Raw genomic sequence first — 16,726 nt, 5'->3', positions numbered from 1 at the left:
AGCGGCGGATCACATCTCGGGCGCCCCCGTCTCCGTCAACTCGCCGTCGATCAGCCGCAGCCACCGGCCGACCCCGGTCTCGCGCAGGAACCGCTCGTCGTGGCTGACCACCACGAAGGCACCCTGATAGGAGTTCAGCGCACTCTCCAACTGGCCCGCGCCGGCCAGATCCAGGTTGTTCGTCGGCTCGTCCAGGAGCAGCAGATGCGGGGCCGGCTCCGCGCACAGCACACACGCCAGCGTCGCGCGAAGCCGCTCGCCGCCGGAGAGCACCCGGACGGGCAGATGGGCGCCCGCACCCCGGAAGAGGAAGCGGGCGAGCAGGTTCATCCGCTCGGCCTCCGGCCGCCGCGGGGCGAAGGCGGCGAAGTTCTCTGCGACCGTACGGTCGAGGTCCAGCACGTCCAGGCGCTGCGAGAGGTAGGCGATACGGCCGTCGGCGCGCCTGATCTCGCCGCCCCCTACCGGCAGTTCGCCGTTGAGCACCCGCAGCAGCGTGCTCTTCCCGGCGCCGTTGGGACCGGTCAGCGCGATGCGCTCCGGGCCGCGGATCGTCAGGTCGACGCCCTCGCCGGCGAACACGTCCTTGTCGCCGAGCCGGACCCGGAGCCGTTCACCGAGGAACAGGTTGCGTCCGGCGGGCACGTGGGTGTCCGGCAGGTCGAGCGTGATGCGCTGTTCCTCACGCAACGCCCGTCCCGCCTCGTCCAGCCGCGCCTTCGCCTCGCTGACCCGGCCCGCGTGCATCTGGCCCGCCCGGCCCGCGGACTCCTGCGCTCCCCGCTTCATGTTGCCCGCGAAGATGCGGGGCAGACCGGCACTCTTGAGGTTGCGGGCGGCGTTGCTCTGCCGGCGTTCCGCGCGCTCGCGGGCCTGCTGCATCTCCCGCTTCTCCCGCTTCAGCTCCTGCTCGGCGTTGCGGACGTTCTTCTCGGCGACCTCCTGCTCGGCCCGCACGGCCGCCTCGTACTCGGTGAAATTGCCGCCGTAGAAGCGCAGTTCGCTCCCGTCGAGCTCGGCGATACGGTCCATCCGGTCGAGCAGAGCACGGTCGTGGCTGACCAGGATCAGGCACCCGGCGAAGTCGTCCAGCACGTCGTACAGCTTGTGACGGGCGTCGAGGTCGAGGTTGTTGGTGGGTTCGTCGAGCAGGAGTACGTCAGGTCGCTTCAGCAACTGGGCGGCCAGACCGAGGGAGACGACCTGGCCGCCGCTGAGGGTGCCCAGGCCGCGGTCCAGGGAGAGGCCGGTCAGGCCGAGGCGGTCCAGCTGGGCGCGGGTGCGTTCCTCGATGTCCCAGTCGTCGCCGATGGTCGTGAAGTGCTCTTCGGCGACGTCCCCGGACTCCACGGCGTCGATGGCTCGGATGACCGGGGCCACGCCCAGGATCTCGGCGACCGTGAGATCGCCGGTCAGGGGGAGGGTCTGCGGGAGGTGACCGAGTGTGCCGGACACGGCGACCGACCCCGCGCCGGGCCGCAGTTCACCCACGATCAGCTGGAGCAGCGTGCTCTTGCCGGTGCCGTTGGGCGCGACGAGACCCGTACGGCCGGAGCCGACGGTGAAGGACAGATCCTGGAAGACGGGCGTGTCGTCGGGCCAGGCGAAGGACAGCGTGGAGCAGACGACGGAGGCGTCGGGCATGAAGGGTGACCTCGTGTGAAGGAGGGGCGAGCGCTCGGCGCATGGCAGGCGTGACAGCGATGGCATGCGTGATGGCTCTGCCCCGGCGGCAGACAGTGGGAGAGGGGACGACGAAGAGACCACCTTGGCGACGCGTCAGCGCATCAGCCGGTGGCCTGCCGGGTCCGGGTATCACCCGGAGATGTCGTCGTCCACCACCATGTCTGGTCTCCTCGAAGAAGGTCGAAGTCCCTGGCACTGTATACGAGGCCTCAGCACTCCGGCTGGGGGTTGGGCGGTACGGCCGTGCCGGTCGCCCTGTGCGAGGGCTCAGGTGGCCGGACGGCCGAGTTGGACCGGGAGCTGCTGGTGGCCGTTGCTGATGAGTGAGGCCACGGGCTTCAGCTCTGTGGCGGGCACGGCGAGGCGGATGTCGGGGAAGCGCTCGAAGACGTGTTGCAGAGCGCAGGCGACTTCCAGGCGGGCCAGCGGGGCGCCGAGGCAGAAGTGGACGCCGTGGCCGAAGGCCAGGTGGTCCTTGTCGCTGCGGGTGGCGTCGAACGTGTCGGCGTCGGAGTGCCAGTCGGGGTGGCGATTCGCGGCGGCGTAGGAGGCGAGGATGGCGTCGCCGCAGGCGATCGTCCGGCCGTCGGGCAGCGGGATGTCCGAAACGGCGAAGCGCAGGGGGAGGTGTTTGACGGCGGGTTCGTGGCGCAGGGTCTCCTCGACGATGTCGTTCCAGCCGACGGCACCGGCGCGGACGAGCCGGAGCTGGTCCGGGCGGGTCAGCAGCGTGAAGACGCTCTGATCGATGACGTTGACCGTCGTCTCGTACCCGGCACTGATCATCAGCAGAAGCGTGTCTCGAAGCTCCTGCGGGGCGAGGCCGGTGCCGCCGTCCTCGTCGTCCCGGGCGTTGATCAGCAGCGACGTCATGTCGTCACCCGGGTCGTCACGCTTCGCGGCGATCAGCTCGTCCAACTGCCCGTACAGCAGAGCGGTGTTGGCCTGTGCCTCCGCCGGGCTCAGCGTGGTGTCGAAGACACCGTCCACGACCTTCCGGAAGCCTTCGCGGCGCTCCTGCGGCACGCCCATGAGATGGCCGATCACGGCAATGGGGAGGGGGTAGGCCAGGTGCTCGCGAAGGTCCACCACCTCGTCCTCGGGGCGCGCGGCGAGGCGATCGATCAGCTCGATCACCATGCCTTCGACGGCTGCCCTCATCGTGGCAATGCGCCGAGCACTGAAGGCCGGCGCGATCAGGCGACGCAGCCTGCGGTGGTCCGGGCCGTACGCCGTGAACATGTTCTCCACCGCGACCCACAGCGCGAGCGGCCAGCGGGTGACGGCCTCTTGGAAGGCCGGCCAGTGAGCGCGGCCGTCCTTCGACACATCCGGGCTGGTCAGGAGGTGCTTCAGCAGGTCCGGGTCGGTCACCGACCATGCCGTGACACCGAGGATGTCGACCTGGGTTGCCGCACCCTCGGCACGCAGGGACAGGTGTTCGGCGTGCCGGTCGGCGCCGGTGGGGTCGAGGACGATCAGAGGCTGCTCGGGCACGGAGGGCTCCTTGGCAGGCGGGGGATGAGCTGACCGGGGCAACAGGACGCACAGTGTTGTGAGTTCGCGACGGATGGACCCCGACAGTCTTGCCCGCGGCACGAAGGAAGCCGCACCGGCGCGGCGGATTGGGGCTGGAAAGGCTTCACCGATGCCCTGATCCGACTCACCGACGTCCGGGAGGGCCGCGGTTGTTGAGACGCGGGGGAAGCGGCATCCCGAGCGAGGACCGGACGGCGGCCCAACTGACCTGCCCGGTCGGCGGCACACGTGGAAGGGCGTCCGACCAGGGCACCATCGGCCCTGGTCGGACGCCCTTCCGGGGGTGCCTAGAAGAAACCCAGCTTCTGCGGCGCGTACGACACGAGAAGGTTCTTGGTCTGCTGGTAGTGCTCCAGCATCATCTTGTGCGTCTCACGCCCGATGCCCGACCCCTTGTAGCCGCCGAACGCAGCGTGCGCCGGGTACGCGTGGTAGCAGTTCGTCCACACCCGACCCGCCTGGATCGCACGGCCCGCGCGGTACGCGGTGTTGATGTCCCGCGTCCACACGCCCGCCCCGAGGCCGTACAGCGTGTCGTTGGCGATCTTGATGGCGTCGTCGAAGTCGTCGAAGGACGTGACCGAGACGACCGGGCCGAAGATCTCCTCCTGGAAGATCCGCATACGGTTGTCGCCCTCGAAGACGGTCGGCTGGACGTAGTAGCCGCCCTTCAACTCGCCGTCATGATCGATGCGTTCGCCGCCCGTGAGGACTCGGGCGCCCTCCTGCCGGCCGATGTCGAGGTAGGAGAGGATCTTCTCCAGCTGGTCGTTGGAGGCCTGCGCACCGATCATGGTGTCCGTGTCGAGCGGGTGCCCGGTCTTGATCTGCTCGGTCCGCGCGACCGCCGCCTCCATGAACTCGGCGTAGTTGCCCCGCTGGACCAGCGCCCGCGACGGGCACGTGCACACCTCGCCCTGGTTGAGCGCGAACATCGTGAAGCCTTCGAGCGCCTTGTCGCGGAAGTCGTCGTTCGCCGCCCAGACGTCGTCGAAGAAGATGTTCGGGGACTTGCCACCGAGTTCGAGGGTGACCGGGGTGATGTTCTCCGATGCGTACTGCATGATCAACCGGCCGGTCGTGGTCTCCCCGGTGAACGCCACTTTGGCCACCCGGGGGCTCGACGCCAGCGGCTTGCCCGCCTCCACGCCGAAGCCGTTGACGATGTTGAGGACGCCCGGCGGCAGCAGGTCGGAGACCAGGCTCAGCCAGTAGTGGATGGACGCCGGCGTCTGCTCGGCCGGCTTGAGCACGACCGCGTTGCCCGCGGCCAGAGCCGGGGCGAGCTTCCACGTCGCCATCAGGATCGGGAAGTTCCACGGGATGATCTGGGCCACCACGCCCAACGGCTCGTGGAAGTGGTACGCCACCGTGTCGTCGTCGACCTCGCCGAGCGAGCCCTCCTGCGCCCTGATCGCTCCCGCGAAGTAGCGGAAGTGGTCGATGGCCAGCGGAATGTCCGCCGCCAGCGTCTCCCGCACCGGCTTGCCGTTCTCCCAGCTCTCGGCGACCGCCAGTTTCTCCAGGTTCGCCTCCATACGGTCGGCGATCTTCAGCAGGATGTCGGCCCGCTCGGTCACCGACGTCCGGCCCCACGCGGGGGCGGCCGCGTGCGCCGCGTCCAACGCCCGCTCCACGTCCTCCGCCGTGCCCCGCGCGATCTCGGTGAACGGCTGCCCGTTCACCGGCGTCGGGTTCTCGAAGTACTGCCCCCGGATCGGCGGCACGTACTCACCGCCGATGAAGTGGTCGTAGCGCGCCTGGTAGGAGACGATCGCACCTTCGGTGCCGGGCGCCGCGTAACGGGTCATTCTGCTCTGCCTCCCGAAGAAGCGCTGCCCGCCGTTGGGCAGCTCTCGGCGCGAGGCTAGGGACGGCGAGGTTGCAAGTACGTTGCGCGGACCTGGGCTTCCGCCAGGGCCACCGTTCTGCGGTCACCGTTCCGGGCGGGCGGTGCTGTGAGCTCGGACTCCAGCGCTGCCAGCCTCGACCGCACCGCCGACGTCGGACGCACCGCGGCGAGCGCCCGCCATACGTCCAGGTCGTCCTCGCCCCACGGCGCATGCGCCCAGTCCGCCAGCAGATCCGGATCGCGGCGCGCGATCAGCGCCGTACGCAGACCGTCGGCCAGCAGCCGCCTGAGCCGCACCACCGCCGGCGCCTGGGAACCGGGCAGCAGCGGCCCCGCGTACGCGGCGGCCGCGGCCGTGATCGCACTGGTCTCCAGGCGTCGCTCCACGATCGACACATCCGACTCCACCGGCACTGTCAGCCGATACGGTCTCGACCCGAGCAGGCCGGGACCGAGCAGCCGCCGCAGACGCGCCAGCTCGGCTCGCAGCGTCACGGGCGTCACCGACTCGTCCTCGTACAACGCGCACTGCAACTCGTCGCCGGTCAGCCCTTCCGGATGACGGGCCAGCAGCACCAGGATCTCGCTGTGCCGACGACTGAGCCTGACCCTGCGACCGCCGATGAGCAGCGTCGCCTCGTCACGGCCCAGCGCGGACAGCTCGGGTGTGTCCGCGGCGGGCAGCTGCGGCGCGAGCAGCGCGAGATGTGACTCCGCGGCACGCGCCACCGCCTGTACGAACCCCAGGCTGTGCGGATGCGCGAGCCCGTCACCACCGGTGATGTCCACCGCCCCGAGCACCCGCCCGGTCCGCGGATCGTGCACCGGCGCCGCCGCACAGGTCCAGGGCTGCACCCTGCGGATGAAGTGCTCGGCCGCGAACACCTGCACCGGCCGGTCCACGGCGACCGCCGTACCCGGCGCGTTCGTCCCGACCGCGCTCTCCGCCCACCTGGCACCCGGCACGAAGTTCATCCGCCCCGCCCGGCGCCGGGTCGTCGGATGGCCCTCGACCCACAGCAGCCTGCCGTGCTCGTCGCACACCGCGAGCAGATGCTCCCCGTCGGCGGCGAACGTGCCCATCAGCTCCCTGAACAGCGGCATCACCCGCGCCAGCGGATGCTCCGCGCGATACGCGCCGAGATCGCCGTCCGCCAGCTCCACGGACGCCGTCCCGTCCGGACCGACACCGGCCCGCGCGGAGCGCCGCCACGAGTCGGCCACCACGGAACGCACCGGCGTCGGCACGGTGCCCACCTCGGTGAACGTCTCATGCGCACGGCGCAACGTCCGTACGCGCTCGGCGGGATCGACCCCCGGTTCGAGAGCGACCCACGGATCGGTCAAGTCGGCCTCCCCGGCAAGCAATGCGGCTGGGGACATCGTCACTCCCAGTACGCGAACGGACAACCGTTTCGACCGGGGTCACTCGAACGATGAGCGGATCCCTCCGGCGCGACGATGCTTCGCGGGGCCAGTGCCGATGCCGCGGCGGAGCTGTGCCGCGGTCGTGGCGAGGGTGTGCTGCGGCGGTGGCGAGGCTGTGCTGGAGGTCGCGGGAGGCCCGCCGACCGGGCGTGAGCACGGCTCGGCAGCGTCCCGGACGCGGGCTCAGGCCGAGTTGACCAGGCGTATGTAGCGTGACCAGTCCCAGTGCGGCCCCGGATCGGTGTGGTCCGTGCCCGGCACCTCGTAGTGCCCGATGATGTGCCGGCGGTTCTTCGGGATTCCGTACCTGGCGCAGAGAGCCGCCGTGAGCCCGGCCGACTCCTCGTAGAGAGCGTCGGTGAAGTAGTAGGGCCGGTCCACCCAGCCCTCGTGCTCAATGCCGATGCTGCGCGTGTTGTGCTCCCAGTCGCCCGCGTGCCAGGCGATGTCGGCCTCACGGACGCACTGAGCGATGTGCCCGTCGGCCGAGCGCACCACGTAGTGGGCGGACACCTGCTTGGCGGGATTCTGGAAGACGGACAGGGTCTTGGTGAAGGCGGTCTGCGTCACGTGGATGATCACTTGCTCGACGGGATGGCTCGTGGGGCGGTTCGCCGTCGTGTAGTTGGCGGTGCTCGCCGGCTGCCACTCGGCTCCGTGATGGTCGGGTGCCGGAACCTGCGTACCGGATCGCGGGCCGGGCAGCAGGGCGTACGGGACGGCGGCGAGGGCGGTGCCCTGGAGGAAGCGGCGCCGGCTGGGGCGGGGTCGTGCGAGTTCCAAGGAGGGGTTGCCTTTCAGGGGTGAGGTCGGCAGGGAGGTCAGCGCAGGGTCGCCGCCGTCTCCCGCAGTCGCGCATGCACTCCGCGGTGCGTCTCACGACCGGGCAGCCACTGCTTGCGGATCTTGGCCACGCACGTGTAGTTGGTGTCGCACACGTTGGCCAGCGGTGACTCGACGGCCTGCGTCGCGAACTGGTACGCGTCCAGCTCACTGAACCCGTAGTCGCGCACCAGCCACTGCACCAGGTCGAGCTGGGATATCCGGAACGCGTCCTCCAGCGGCCGTGCCGATCCGGTCGAGATGATGTGCGTGTCCGACTCGACGCGCGGCCACGGTGTGGCCAGCCCCTTGAGCAGCTCGACGATCACCACCGTGTTCATCGCGCACTCGACCGCGACCCCGCAGGTCTCGCCCTCTCCCTGGCGGGCGTGCCCGTCGCCGAGGCTGAGCAGCGCACCCTCGACGTTCACCCCGAGATAGCAGGTGACACCCGCTCGCATCTCCGGGGTGTCCATGTTCCCGCCGTGCGCGTCGGGCACCAGCGCGGAGCGCACCTCCAGATTGGCGGGAGCCACCCCTACCGTGCCGTGCATCGGGTCCATGGGCAGCTCGGCCTCGATGTCGCTGTCATGGGCCCGGAACAACGCCGTACGCCGGGTCCGGTCGAGCTGCCAGATCCAGACGGTCTCCGGCAGCGGCGGCTGGAGCGTGGCCGTGGTGTGCGTCGAGGTGAGCGCGCCGAACAGCGGGACCGTCGTCGACGCGGCCCAGTCCCGGGCCGGCTCGATCGAGACGAAGTGCACGGCGACCGTGTCACCCGGCTCCGCTCCCTCGATGTGGAAGGGCCCGGTCTGCGGGTTGAGGTAAGGGAACTCGCATACCTCCGACACCAGATCCTTCTCCGAGCGCACCCGCCCGCCGAAGCAGTCCTCCGTGTACAGGTCCAGGACCGTACCGGGCGCGATGCGCGCCACGGGCGGTGCGCCGCCGAACGTCCAGGCGTACTCGCCGGGCTCGGGTCGCACGGTCAGGATCCGCGGGTCGCTCATCGCTGCACAGCTCCGTTCTGGGGAAGGCCGGTGGGGGAGGGGACGTCGTCGAGATGGACACGGGCGGTCTCGGCTATTCGCCCGGGGTGCCGCCGCATCAGCACGAGCAGCACCACGACCCCGATCGCCATCCACACCCCGACCACCGATCCCGCGTACGACACGGGCGCGCTGAGCTCGGAGACGAAGTCGAAGACGGGCAGGCCCGCCGCTGTCAGGAGCGCCGGCACGAACGCGACGATGCCGAGAACCGGCAGAACCAGATGCCGCACGGGCTTGAGCGCCTCGCGCCTGCGGCGCAGGAAGTAGCCGGCACAGGCGAGGTTGACCACTGTGTACACGCCGATCACGACCGTGACGATCACCGTCGCCAGCAGCAGGAACGCAGTCACCGGGTCGTAGGCGAACCCCAGCCCCAGAACGGCGCCGACCGCGACCGCGGTCTGCACGGCGATTCCCGCCACGGGCGAGCGGTACTTCGGGTGCAGTATCGCCAGGAAGCGGGGCAGCACGCGGATACGGGCCAGGGCGAACGCGGTCCGCGTGGAGACGGTGGCGCACGCATTGGCATTGGCGATGGCCGAGTTGACCACGGCCAGGAACACCAGCACCCAGAACAGTCCGAACGACGCCCGGGCCACGCCTTCCCACGAGGCGGCACCGGACGCGCCGAACTCCTGGAAGCGATCAGGGCCGTAGTACACGCTCATGGCGTAGGTGGTGAGCACGTAGAACAGTCCGATGGCGAGCGCCGAGCCGAGCACCGCGCGGTGCATCGTGCGACGTGGGTCCCGGGTCTCCTCGGCCAGTGGTGCCGCGGCCTCGAATCCGGCGAAGGCGAGCACCGTGTAGACGGACCCGGCGAACACCCCGCTGACGCCCGCGTAGCCCTCGGCGGTGTGCGACGTCCCGAACACCGACAGCGTGTTGTCCCCGCCCGCCTTGCCGATCAGCCAGATGGCGAACACCAGAAGGACGAGCACCTCGAAGATGCCGAGGACGGTGCCGAACCGGGCCGAGGCGCGCACCCCCAAGTACCCGGAGACACCTATGATCCCGGCTCCCGCGAGCGCCCAGGGCCACCACAGGTCCGCCGGATACGAGGACCATTCCTGGTGCAGCGTGCCGGCCGTGGTGAAGCCCAGTTGCAGTAGGAGAAGGGGCGGGACGAGCGCCTCGACGAACACATAGCCCCAGCCCACGAGAAAGCCGATCGCTGGATGCAGGCCTTGTGCCACGTAGGTGGACACCGAGCCCGCGGCCGGCAGCTCGCGTGCAAGCTCCGCGACGCACGACGCCGTGAACAGACATGCCACCAGCGCGATCAGTACCGACAGTGGCAGGCTGCCACCCGCGAACGCCGCGCCCGACGGAATGGACGCCGCGACCGCCGCGGCCGGCGCCATCGCCGTGATGCTCTGGAACAGGACCTCGCGCAGCCCGATCGCGTCACGCCGCAATCCCGTGGTTTCGACTTCCGCCTTGTCCCCCGACATGTGAACCCCCTCATTCACGCCGATGCGCCCCGCGTCGTCGTGACACGACGGCTGCGCCTCGCGTGAATCACGGTACGGCGCTGGCGGGTTGGGCAGAAGAGGGCGCCGGGTTTCCGTGGACAGCCGGGGAATTGTGGATAACTCGCTCACTCACACGAGTGAACTCGGCCTGGACTCGGGCTTGTTCGGCCGTGTCGGGTCGGGCTCGGAGGCCCGCGCGGGCCAGGCGCGCATGCCTCGGCGAGTCAGGGTCGGAGGTCGCGGCGGGGCACCGTAGAAGCCTCGGCGGCCCAGGCTTGCAGGCCGGATGGCCCCAGGCCCGCCAGCCCCGCAGAACCGCCCCCGTCGGTGCGCCCCGCCCTGCGGATCAGGCCCGCTCCGCCACCGCCCCGTCCGTGCGCCCCGCCCTGCGATCAGGCCCGCTCCGCCACCGCCACCGGATCGTCCAGCACCCCGCGCACCACGGAATGAGCAGCCCCCAGCAACGGACCCTCGGGGCCCAGCCGAGACACGGACACCGGACACGCAGGCCCGGCGGTCCGCCGGTCCAACTCGTCCTCCAGCGACGGCAGCAACCAGGGCGCGAGCCCGGCCAGCGCACCGCCGAGCACGACGCTCTCGGGGTCCAGCAGATTGACCGCGCCGGTCAGCGCGATTCCGAGCGCCGTTCCCGCGTCCCGCAAGGCCCGCCGTACGTCCTCGTCGCCCTCCGCGGCACGCGTGGCCAGAAGCCCGACGCGGTCCTCACCCGGCTCCAGCCCGGCCGCACGCAGCACCGCCTCCTCACCGGCGTACTGCTCCAGACATCCGCGTCCCCCGCACGGGCACTCGGGCCCGTACGGCTCGACGGGCACATGGCCCAACTCGCCCGCGAAACCACGCGTTCCACGCAGCAGCCCTCCGTCCACCACGACCGCCGCACCGATGCCGATCTCCGCCGACACGTGCAGGAAGTCTCGCGGGGTGCCGTCGCCGAGCCACAGTTCGGCGAGCGCGCCGAAGTCGGCCTCGTTGCCCACGGTCAGCGGAAAGTCCGTAGGGAGCAGCTCGGCCAGGTCCGTGTCGCGCCAGTCGAGGTTGGGGGCGCGGACGACCGTGCGGGTGTCGCGCGCCACCAGGCCGGGCACGGCGACCGCCAGTCCGGCAGGCCACAGTCCTTCGCGTTCGGCCTCGGCGACGACCTTGCGCACGATCGCGTCGAGCTCCTCGATCACAGGCCCGGCCGCCCGACCCCGGTTCGCGCCGTGCCGTACGGCCCTGGCACGCACCTCACCCCGTAGATCGACCGCGCACACGGCGAGATGGTCGACGCCGATCTCCGCGCCGATCCCGGCCGGACCGTGCCCGCTGACGGCGAGTGCCGAGCCGGGACGGCCCACCCGGCCGGGCCGCTCGGGACCGAGTTCCTCCAGCAGTCCCGAGCGGATCAGTTCGTCGACGAGGGTGGACACCGCCGCACGCGTCAGTCCGATACGGGAGGCGACGGCGGCGCGGGAGAGCGGACCCTCGGCACTGACGGTGTGCATCACACTGGCCAGATTGCGGCGGCGCATGCCCTGCTGCGTGTTGGGCAGCGCGCGCCCGGCGCCGGTCGGGTGGGCCTCGTGCAGCGGTGCGGTCATGCCTCCGTCAGTCCTCAATGAGACTCGGTGCCCCGCTCCAGCAGCGGGGCCGCGTCGGAGAGTACCCCGCTGATCCTGGCCAGCGTCGCCTCGTCCCGCTCCACGGCGTCGAGCACCGGCCCGCGCGTGGTGTTCCAGCGCCGGGCCACCGAGGCCGGATCCTCGCCGGTCAGCAGGCCGGCCGCCTGTGCGGCGGCACCGAGCGCGACCAGTTCCTTCGCCTCGGGGACCTGCACCGGTCGCCCCGACAGCCGTCGTACCGTCTGCTGCCAGGCCGTGCCCCGGGAGCCGCCGCCGATCAGCAGCAGCGGGGCCGAGCGGTCCGCGTCCTCGTCCAGGACCAGGTCGAGTGCGCCGAGCAGGGCGTGCACGGCACCGTCGTAGGCGGCCTGGAGGAGCTGACCGGCGGTCGTGTCGTGGCGCAGGCCGTGCAGGATGCCGGAGGCGTTCGGCAGGTTCGGTGTGCGTTCGCCGTCCAGGTAGGGCAGGAGGGTGAGGCCGGTGGTGGGTTCCACGGCCTCACGGTCGAGGCCCAGCAGGGCCGCGAGCCGGTCGACGGCGAGCGTGCAGTTGAGGGTGCAGGCCAGCGGCAGCCAGTCGCCGTGCGCGTCGGCGAAGCCCGCCACCGTGCCGGTCGGGTCGGCGGGGCGCCGCTTCGCCACGGCGTACACGGTGCCCGACGTGCCCAGGCTCAGCACGGGCGTGCCGGGACGCAGGCCGAGGCCGAGAGCCGCGGCGGCGTTGTCCCCGGTGCCGGGCGCGACGAGGGTGCCCTTGGAGAACGGCAGGTCGTGGCTGTCGCGCACGGTGCCCGCGACCTCGCCGGGCCGGACCACACGGGGCAGCATCGCCGGGTCGAGCCCCACGTGCGCCAGGATCTCCTCGTCGTACGACTCGGTCCCGGACGCCCACCAGCCCGTACCGGAGGCGTCGCCGCGGTCGGTGGTGCCCTGTCCGGTGAGGCGTTCGGTGAGGTAGTCGTGGGGGAGGCGTACGGCCTTGGTGGCGCGGACCGCGTCCGGCTCGTTCTCGGCGAGCCAGGCCCACTTCGTGACCGTGAAGGAGGCGGCAGGAACCGAGCCCGTGCGCTCGGCCCAGAACTTCGCGCCACCCATCTCCTCCGTCAGCCGACGGGCCTGCGGCGCCGAGCGCACGTCGTTCCAGAGCAGCGCCGGGCGTACCGGCTCGCCCCGGTCGTCCAGCGTGACCAGGCCGTGCTGCTGACCGCCGATCGACACCGCGGCGGCCTCGCGCGCGGCGTCGCCGCACTGGTGCAGCGCCTCGCACAGCGCCTCCCACCACTGTCGCGGGTCGCTCTCCCGGCCGGCCCCGGAGGACACGGTGTGCGCTGCCTGGCCGCTCGCGACGACCTGCCCGGTCGAGGCGTCGACGACCAGCGCCTTGGTGGACTGGGTGGACGTGTCCACGCCGACGACGAGCGGACCCTCGGCTGCTGACATCGTGCTCTCCCTTTTTCCGCGGCTCTGCGGGACGTAGCGATCGGGCGACAGGGCGTGGTGACGAAGACATCGAGTGACAAAGACATCTTGTCTCTTCCCAGAGATGCGACCGCATACTAATTTGTAAACGGCCATGACGAAATAGTCGTATGCAGCAAGGAGCCGCGGCATGAACTACCAGCCCACCCCCGAGGACAGGTTCACCTTCGGCCTGTGGACCGTCGGCTGGCAGGGACGGGACCCCTTCGGCGACGCCACCCGCCGCGCCCTCGACCCGGTCGAGACGGTGCAGCGCCTGGCGGAGCTCGGCGCCCACGGCGTCACCTTCCACGACGACGACCTGATCCCCTTCGGGTCCTCCGACACCGAGCGCGAGGCGCACATCAAGCGCTTCCGTGAGGCGCTCGACGCGACCGGCATGACCGTGCCGATGGCCACCACCAACCTCTTCACGCACCCCGTCTTCAAGGACGGCGGATTCACCGCCAACGACCGCGACGTGCGCCGGTACGCCCTGCGCAAGACCATCCGCAACATCGACCTCGCGGCCGAGCTGGGCGCCAGGACGTACGTCGCCTGGGGCGGCCGTGAGGGCGCGGAGTCCGGCGGTGCCAAGGACGTGCGCGCGGCTCTCGACCGCATGAAGGAGGCCTTCGACCTCCTCGGCGAGTACGTCACCTCCCAGGGCTACGACCTGCGCTTCGCCATCGAGCCCAAGCCGAACGAGCCGCGCGGCGACATCCTGCTGCCCACGGTCGGCCACGCCCTTGCGTTCATCGAGCGCCTGGAGCGCCCCGAGCTGTACGGCGTGAACCCCGAGGTCGGCCACGAGCAGATGGCCGGGCTCAACTTCCCGCACGGCATCGCGCAGGCGCTGTGGGCGGGCAAGCTCTTCCACATCGACCTCAACGGCCAGTCCGGCATCAAGTACGACCAGGACCTGCGCTTCGGCGCCGGCGACCTGCGTGCCGCCTTCTGGCTGGTCGACCTGCTGGAGAGCGCCGGCTACGAAGGCCCGCGTCACTTCGACTTCAAGCCGCCGCGCACCGAGGACCTCGACGGCGTGTGGGCCTCGGCCGCGGGCTGCATGCGCAACTACCTCATCCTGAAGGAGCGTGCTGCCGCCTTCCGCGCGGACCCGGAGGTCCAGGAGGCCCTGACCGCCTCGCGGCTGAACGAGCTGGTGCAGCCGACGGCGGCAGACGGCCTCAAGGCGCTCCTCGACGACCGCACCGCTTTCGAGGAGTTCGACGTCGAGGCCGTCGCCGCGCGCGGGATGGCATTCGAGCGCCTCGACCAGCTGGCGATGGACCACCTGCTGGGCGCCCGCGGCTGAGCCCACGCACGCGTGGCCGTCCGCGGCAGGGACGAGATGCGTGCCCGACCGTGTGTGACCGCAGGTCGACAGACCAGGTCACACACGGTGCGGCTCGATGATCGGTTCCTGCGCGGATGCTTCGGAATCATGCGGTCCGGGGCAAGGGCCGGTATTAACTCTCGCATGGGGGTCGCGTCCTGACCCGTACGACGGGACGCTGGTCGGTATGGCCATGCCGCCCTTACCCCCTCAGCCGCCAGGACCGCCGGGTGACACGCCGCCTCATGGCGGCGGCTTCGGACCACCACCTCCCGGCGGCTACGGCCCCCCTCCGGGAGGCGGCGGCCCGCCGTCCTACGGCGATTGGCCGCCTCCCCAACAGCCGGACGGAGGCGGCGGACCAGGGCCCTGGCGCAATCCGCTCGTCATCCTGCTCGCCGTGATCGTGGCCGTCGGAGCCCTCGTGGCCGTCGTCCTGGTGGTCTCGAACAGCGACGACTCGCCCGACGACAAACCACCCGCGGGGAGCAGCACCAGCGGCTCGCCCAAGCCGTCCTTCAGCATCCCGACCGAGCTGCCCAGCAAGCTGCCGAGCGAACTGCCGACGTCACTGCCGTCGGGCTTCCCCACCGACCTCCCGAGCGGCTTCCCGAGCGACCTGCCCAGCGGACTGGAGTCGCTGCTCCCGTCACTGGCGGACGACCTGCCGTAGGGGCACGAAAACTGGCGGGACGAACTGCCGTAGGGCACGAAGGCCGGCGGACGAACTGCCGTAGGGCACGAGGCCGGCGGACGACCTGTCTAAGGGCATGAAGGCCGGCGGACGACCTGTCTCAGGGCATGAAACGGGGAGCGGCACACGCGCGTGCCGCTCCCCGACGGCCACGCACGCGTGCCACTGCGAACCAGGAGCGCCTGAGTCGGCCGTCGCACGGCAGCCTTCAAGCACCGGCCGGTCAGATGCCGCGCGGCAGCCGCACGTAGACCACGGACGTCTCGATGCCGCTGTCGACCAGCCGGCCCTGGGCGTCGAACGCGCCTGTGCCGTCAGTCATCCCGAAGTCGTTGTCGTTGATCAGAGCCAGCGTGTCGTGGTCCACGCGCGCGACGCCCTCGATCTTCCCGGGCACCCCGGCGACCTTGCCCAGGTCGACGACCAGCCGCTTGGACAGTACCGGCACGCCCGAGGCCGCCGGGTCGTCGAGCTGCTCGAGGGACGGGGACGTCGTGTCGTCGTCCCAGTCGCTGCCTAGGATGTCCGCCTTGCGGTCCAGACGCACCAGGTGGAGCCGCGCGGCCTTGTCGGTGCGCTCCTCGACCAGCAGCCGGTTCCCGCCCACGGCCACGACCGAAGAGATCTTCAGCTCGGAGGTGTCGTCCTCGCTCGGGTCCACCACGTTCACCGGGTCGAAGCGGTAAGCGTACTCGGCGGTGACCGCCTGCTTCTTCGGCGAGAAACGCAGCAGCCGCGTGGTGCGCGACGCCTCACCGGCATCCGTGTCCGGCAGCGAGAGCGGGCTCTGCACAGCCATCACCAGGTCACCGCCCGGCAGTTGGGCGAGGCCCTCGAAGCCGCGGTTGATCTTGCGGTGCAGCAGGACGGAGGGCAGCGCCTCCACGACCCGGTAGCCCGCGCCGGTCAGGCCCAGCCCCTTGGGCACGTAGCGCGTGAGGACCTTCCCGCGCGCGGACACGTGCACGAGGGAGGGCCCGTACTCGTCGACGAGCCAGAAGGTCCCGTCGGCGGCCCGCACTATGCCCTCGGTGTCCAGGCCGTTCGGGTTGTAATTCAGAGGCGTCCGCGCGTCATAGCTGTACGGCGCCTCGTCGCGCCCTTCCTGGTTCGACAGCCCGGTGACGGGCTTCCCGGAAGCGGTCGTGACCGGGATCGCGTCGAGCACCTTCACGGTGTCGCCCGTCACCCGGATCTTCACGATCGCCGGGTCGAAGCCGGGCACGGGGAAGGTACGGCGCTTCGTGCCGTCCACCTTGATCTGGCCGTTCGGGCCGCGGTCGGTGACCGTCCAGAACTCGCCCTTGCGGCCTGCGGGGTAGATGTCGCTGCCGATGCCCCCCAGGTCCACGCCCCGGTCGTTGTCCACGCTGCCGGGAAGCAGGCCATTGCTGAACGTGCCGAGCGGGATGTCGCCGAGCGTTGCCGTACCCACGACGTGCGCGTCGCCGTGCCTGTCCCCGGCGCCGGCGGGCCCGGCGGCCACGAGCGCCGCGATCACGGCGAGAGGGACGCCTCCGGCGACGAAACGGCGGGCGCGGCGCCGGTCTGTGGCGTGCGGGGACATTCGGGCCTCCTGAGGACCAAGTTCACTGACAGCGGCCAGGTTTGGAGCCCGCGCGGAACGCCGTACGACCGACAGGTGAACGCGGAACGACGGACACTCGTCGAGCCGATGTCGAGTCCCGGAGTCGAACTGACCTCACAGGCAGACCCGTTCGCACGGGCAAGCCGGCACCGGGGCAGGGGGCAGCCGATCC

The 16,726-nt window shown here is 70.9% G+C and carries 12 protein-coding genes; 2 read left to right on the top strand and 10 right to left on the bottom strand.

The features are described 5' to 3' along the window. Window positions 1-9 precede the first annotated feature (9 nt). The 9 genes from PGH47_RS05750 to xylB all read right to left on the bottom strand — a co-directional run bounded on the left by PGH47_RS05750 (window position 10) and on the right by xylB (window position 12,915). Entirely contained in the window at window positions 10-1,644 is a 1,635-nt protein-coding gene (locus PGH47_RS05750; protein ID WP_271662543.1) for an ABC-F family ATP-binding cassette domain-containing protein, read from the bottom strand. A 309-nt stretch (window positions 1,645-1,953) separates the two neighbouring features. Beyond that, window positions 1,954-3,183, bottom strand: a complete 1,230-nt coding sequence (locus PGH47_RS05745) for a cytochrome P450 family protein (protein WP_271662542.1) — start codon at window positions 3,181-3,183, stop codon at window positions 1,954-1,956. Window positions 3,184-3,512: 329 nt separating this feature from the next. Then, window positions 3,513-5,036, bottom strand: a complete 1,524-nt coding sequence (gene adh / locus PGH47_RS05740; protein ID WP_271662541.1) for an aldehyde dehydrogenase — start codon at window positions 5,034-5,036, stop codon at window positions 3,513-3,515. Between the two features lie 56 nt (window positions 5,037-5,092). Then, window positions 5,093-6,424 carry a GAF domain-containing protein gene (locus PGH47_RS05735; protein WP_271662540.1) on the bottom strand — a complete coding sequence of 444 codons (1,332 nt, stop codon included), beginning with the start codon at window positions 6,422-6,424 and terminating at the stop codon, window positions 5,093-5,095. A gap of 264 nt (window positions 6,425-6,688) precedes the next feature. Next, on the bottom strand, window positions 6,689-7,288 hold the full coding sequence (locus tag PGH47_RS05730; protein ID WP_271662539.1) for an N-acetylmuramoyl-L-alanine amidase: 600 nt from the start codon (window positions 7,286-7,288) through the stop codon (window positions 6,689-6,691). Between the two features lie 38 nt (window positions 7,289-7,326). Then, window positions 7,327-8,337 (bottom strand): acetamidase/formamidase family protein, encoded by a 1,011-nt coding sequence (locus PGH47_RS05725; RefSeq protein ID WP_269638550.1) that lies wholly within the window; start codon window positions 8,335-8,337, stop codon window positions 7,327-7,329. After that, window positions 8,334-9,833, bottom strand: coding sequence for an APC family permease (locus PGH47_RS05720; protein ID WP_271662538.1), 1,500 nt, complete (start codon window positions 9,831-9,833; stop codon window positions 8,334-8,336). Before PGH47_RS05720 ends, PGH47_RS05725 begins: the two co-directional genes overlap by 4 nt. Before the next feature lie 413 nt (window positions 9,834-10,246). Then, on the bottom strand, window positions 10,247-11,455 hold the full coding sequence (locus PGH47_RS05715; protein WP_271662537.1) for an ROK family transcriptional regulator: 1,209 nt from the start codon (window positions 11,453-11,455) through the stop codon (window positions 10,247-10,249). Between the two features lie 14 nt (window positions 11,456-11,469). Beyond that, window positions 11,470-12,915, bottom strand: coding sequence for a xylulokinase (xylB, locus tag PGH47_RS05710; protein ID WP_271662536.1), 1,446 nt, complete (start codon window positions 12,913-12,915; stop codon window positions 11,470-11,472). 169 nt (window positions 12,916-13,084) lie between these two features. Between xylB and xylA the strand changes: the two genes are divergently transcribed. Together xylA and PGH47_RS05700 are read left to right on the top strand one after the other, a co-directional pair. Beyond that, window positions 13,085-14,251: a xylose isomerase gene (xylA, locus tag PGH47_RS05705; protein ID WP_271662535.1), complete on the top strand. Its 1,167-nt coding sequence runs from the start codon at window positions 13,085-13,087 to the stop codon at window positions 14,249-14,251. 421 nt (window positions 14,252-14,672) lie between these two features. Then, a complete protein-coding gene (locus PGH47_RS05700) occupies window positions 14,673-14,945 on the top strand; it encodes a hypothetical protein (RefSeq protein ID WP_093867185.1) in 273 nt (90 codons plus the stop codon). A 244-nt stretch (window positions 14,946-15,189) separates the two neighbouring features. On the opposite strand, the gene PGH47_RS05695 is transcribed toward PGH47_RS05700, so the two are convergent. Beyond that, complete coding sequence (locus PGH47_RS05695; RefSeq protein WP_271662534.1) at window positions 15,190-16,533, bottom strand: esterase-like activity of phytase family protein; 1,344 nt, start codon at window positions 16,531-16,533, stop codon at window positions 15,190-15,192. Window positions 16,534-16,726 lie beyond the last annotated feature (193 nt).

Source organism: Streptomyces sp. HUAS 31 (assembly GCF_028198125.1).
GTDB lineage: Bacteria > Actinomycetota > Actinomycetes > Streptomycetales > Streptomycetaceae > Streptomyces > Streptomyces chartreusis.
The sequence above is the reverse complement of the archived record's forward strand: the minus strand, read 5'-3'. Positions and strand labels throughout refer to the sequence as shown.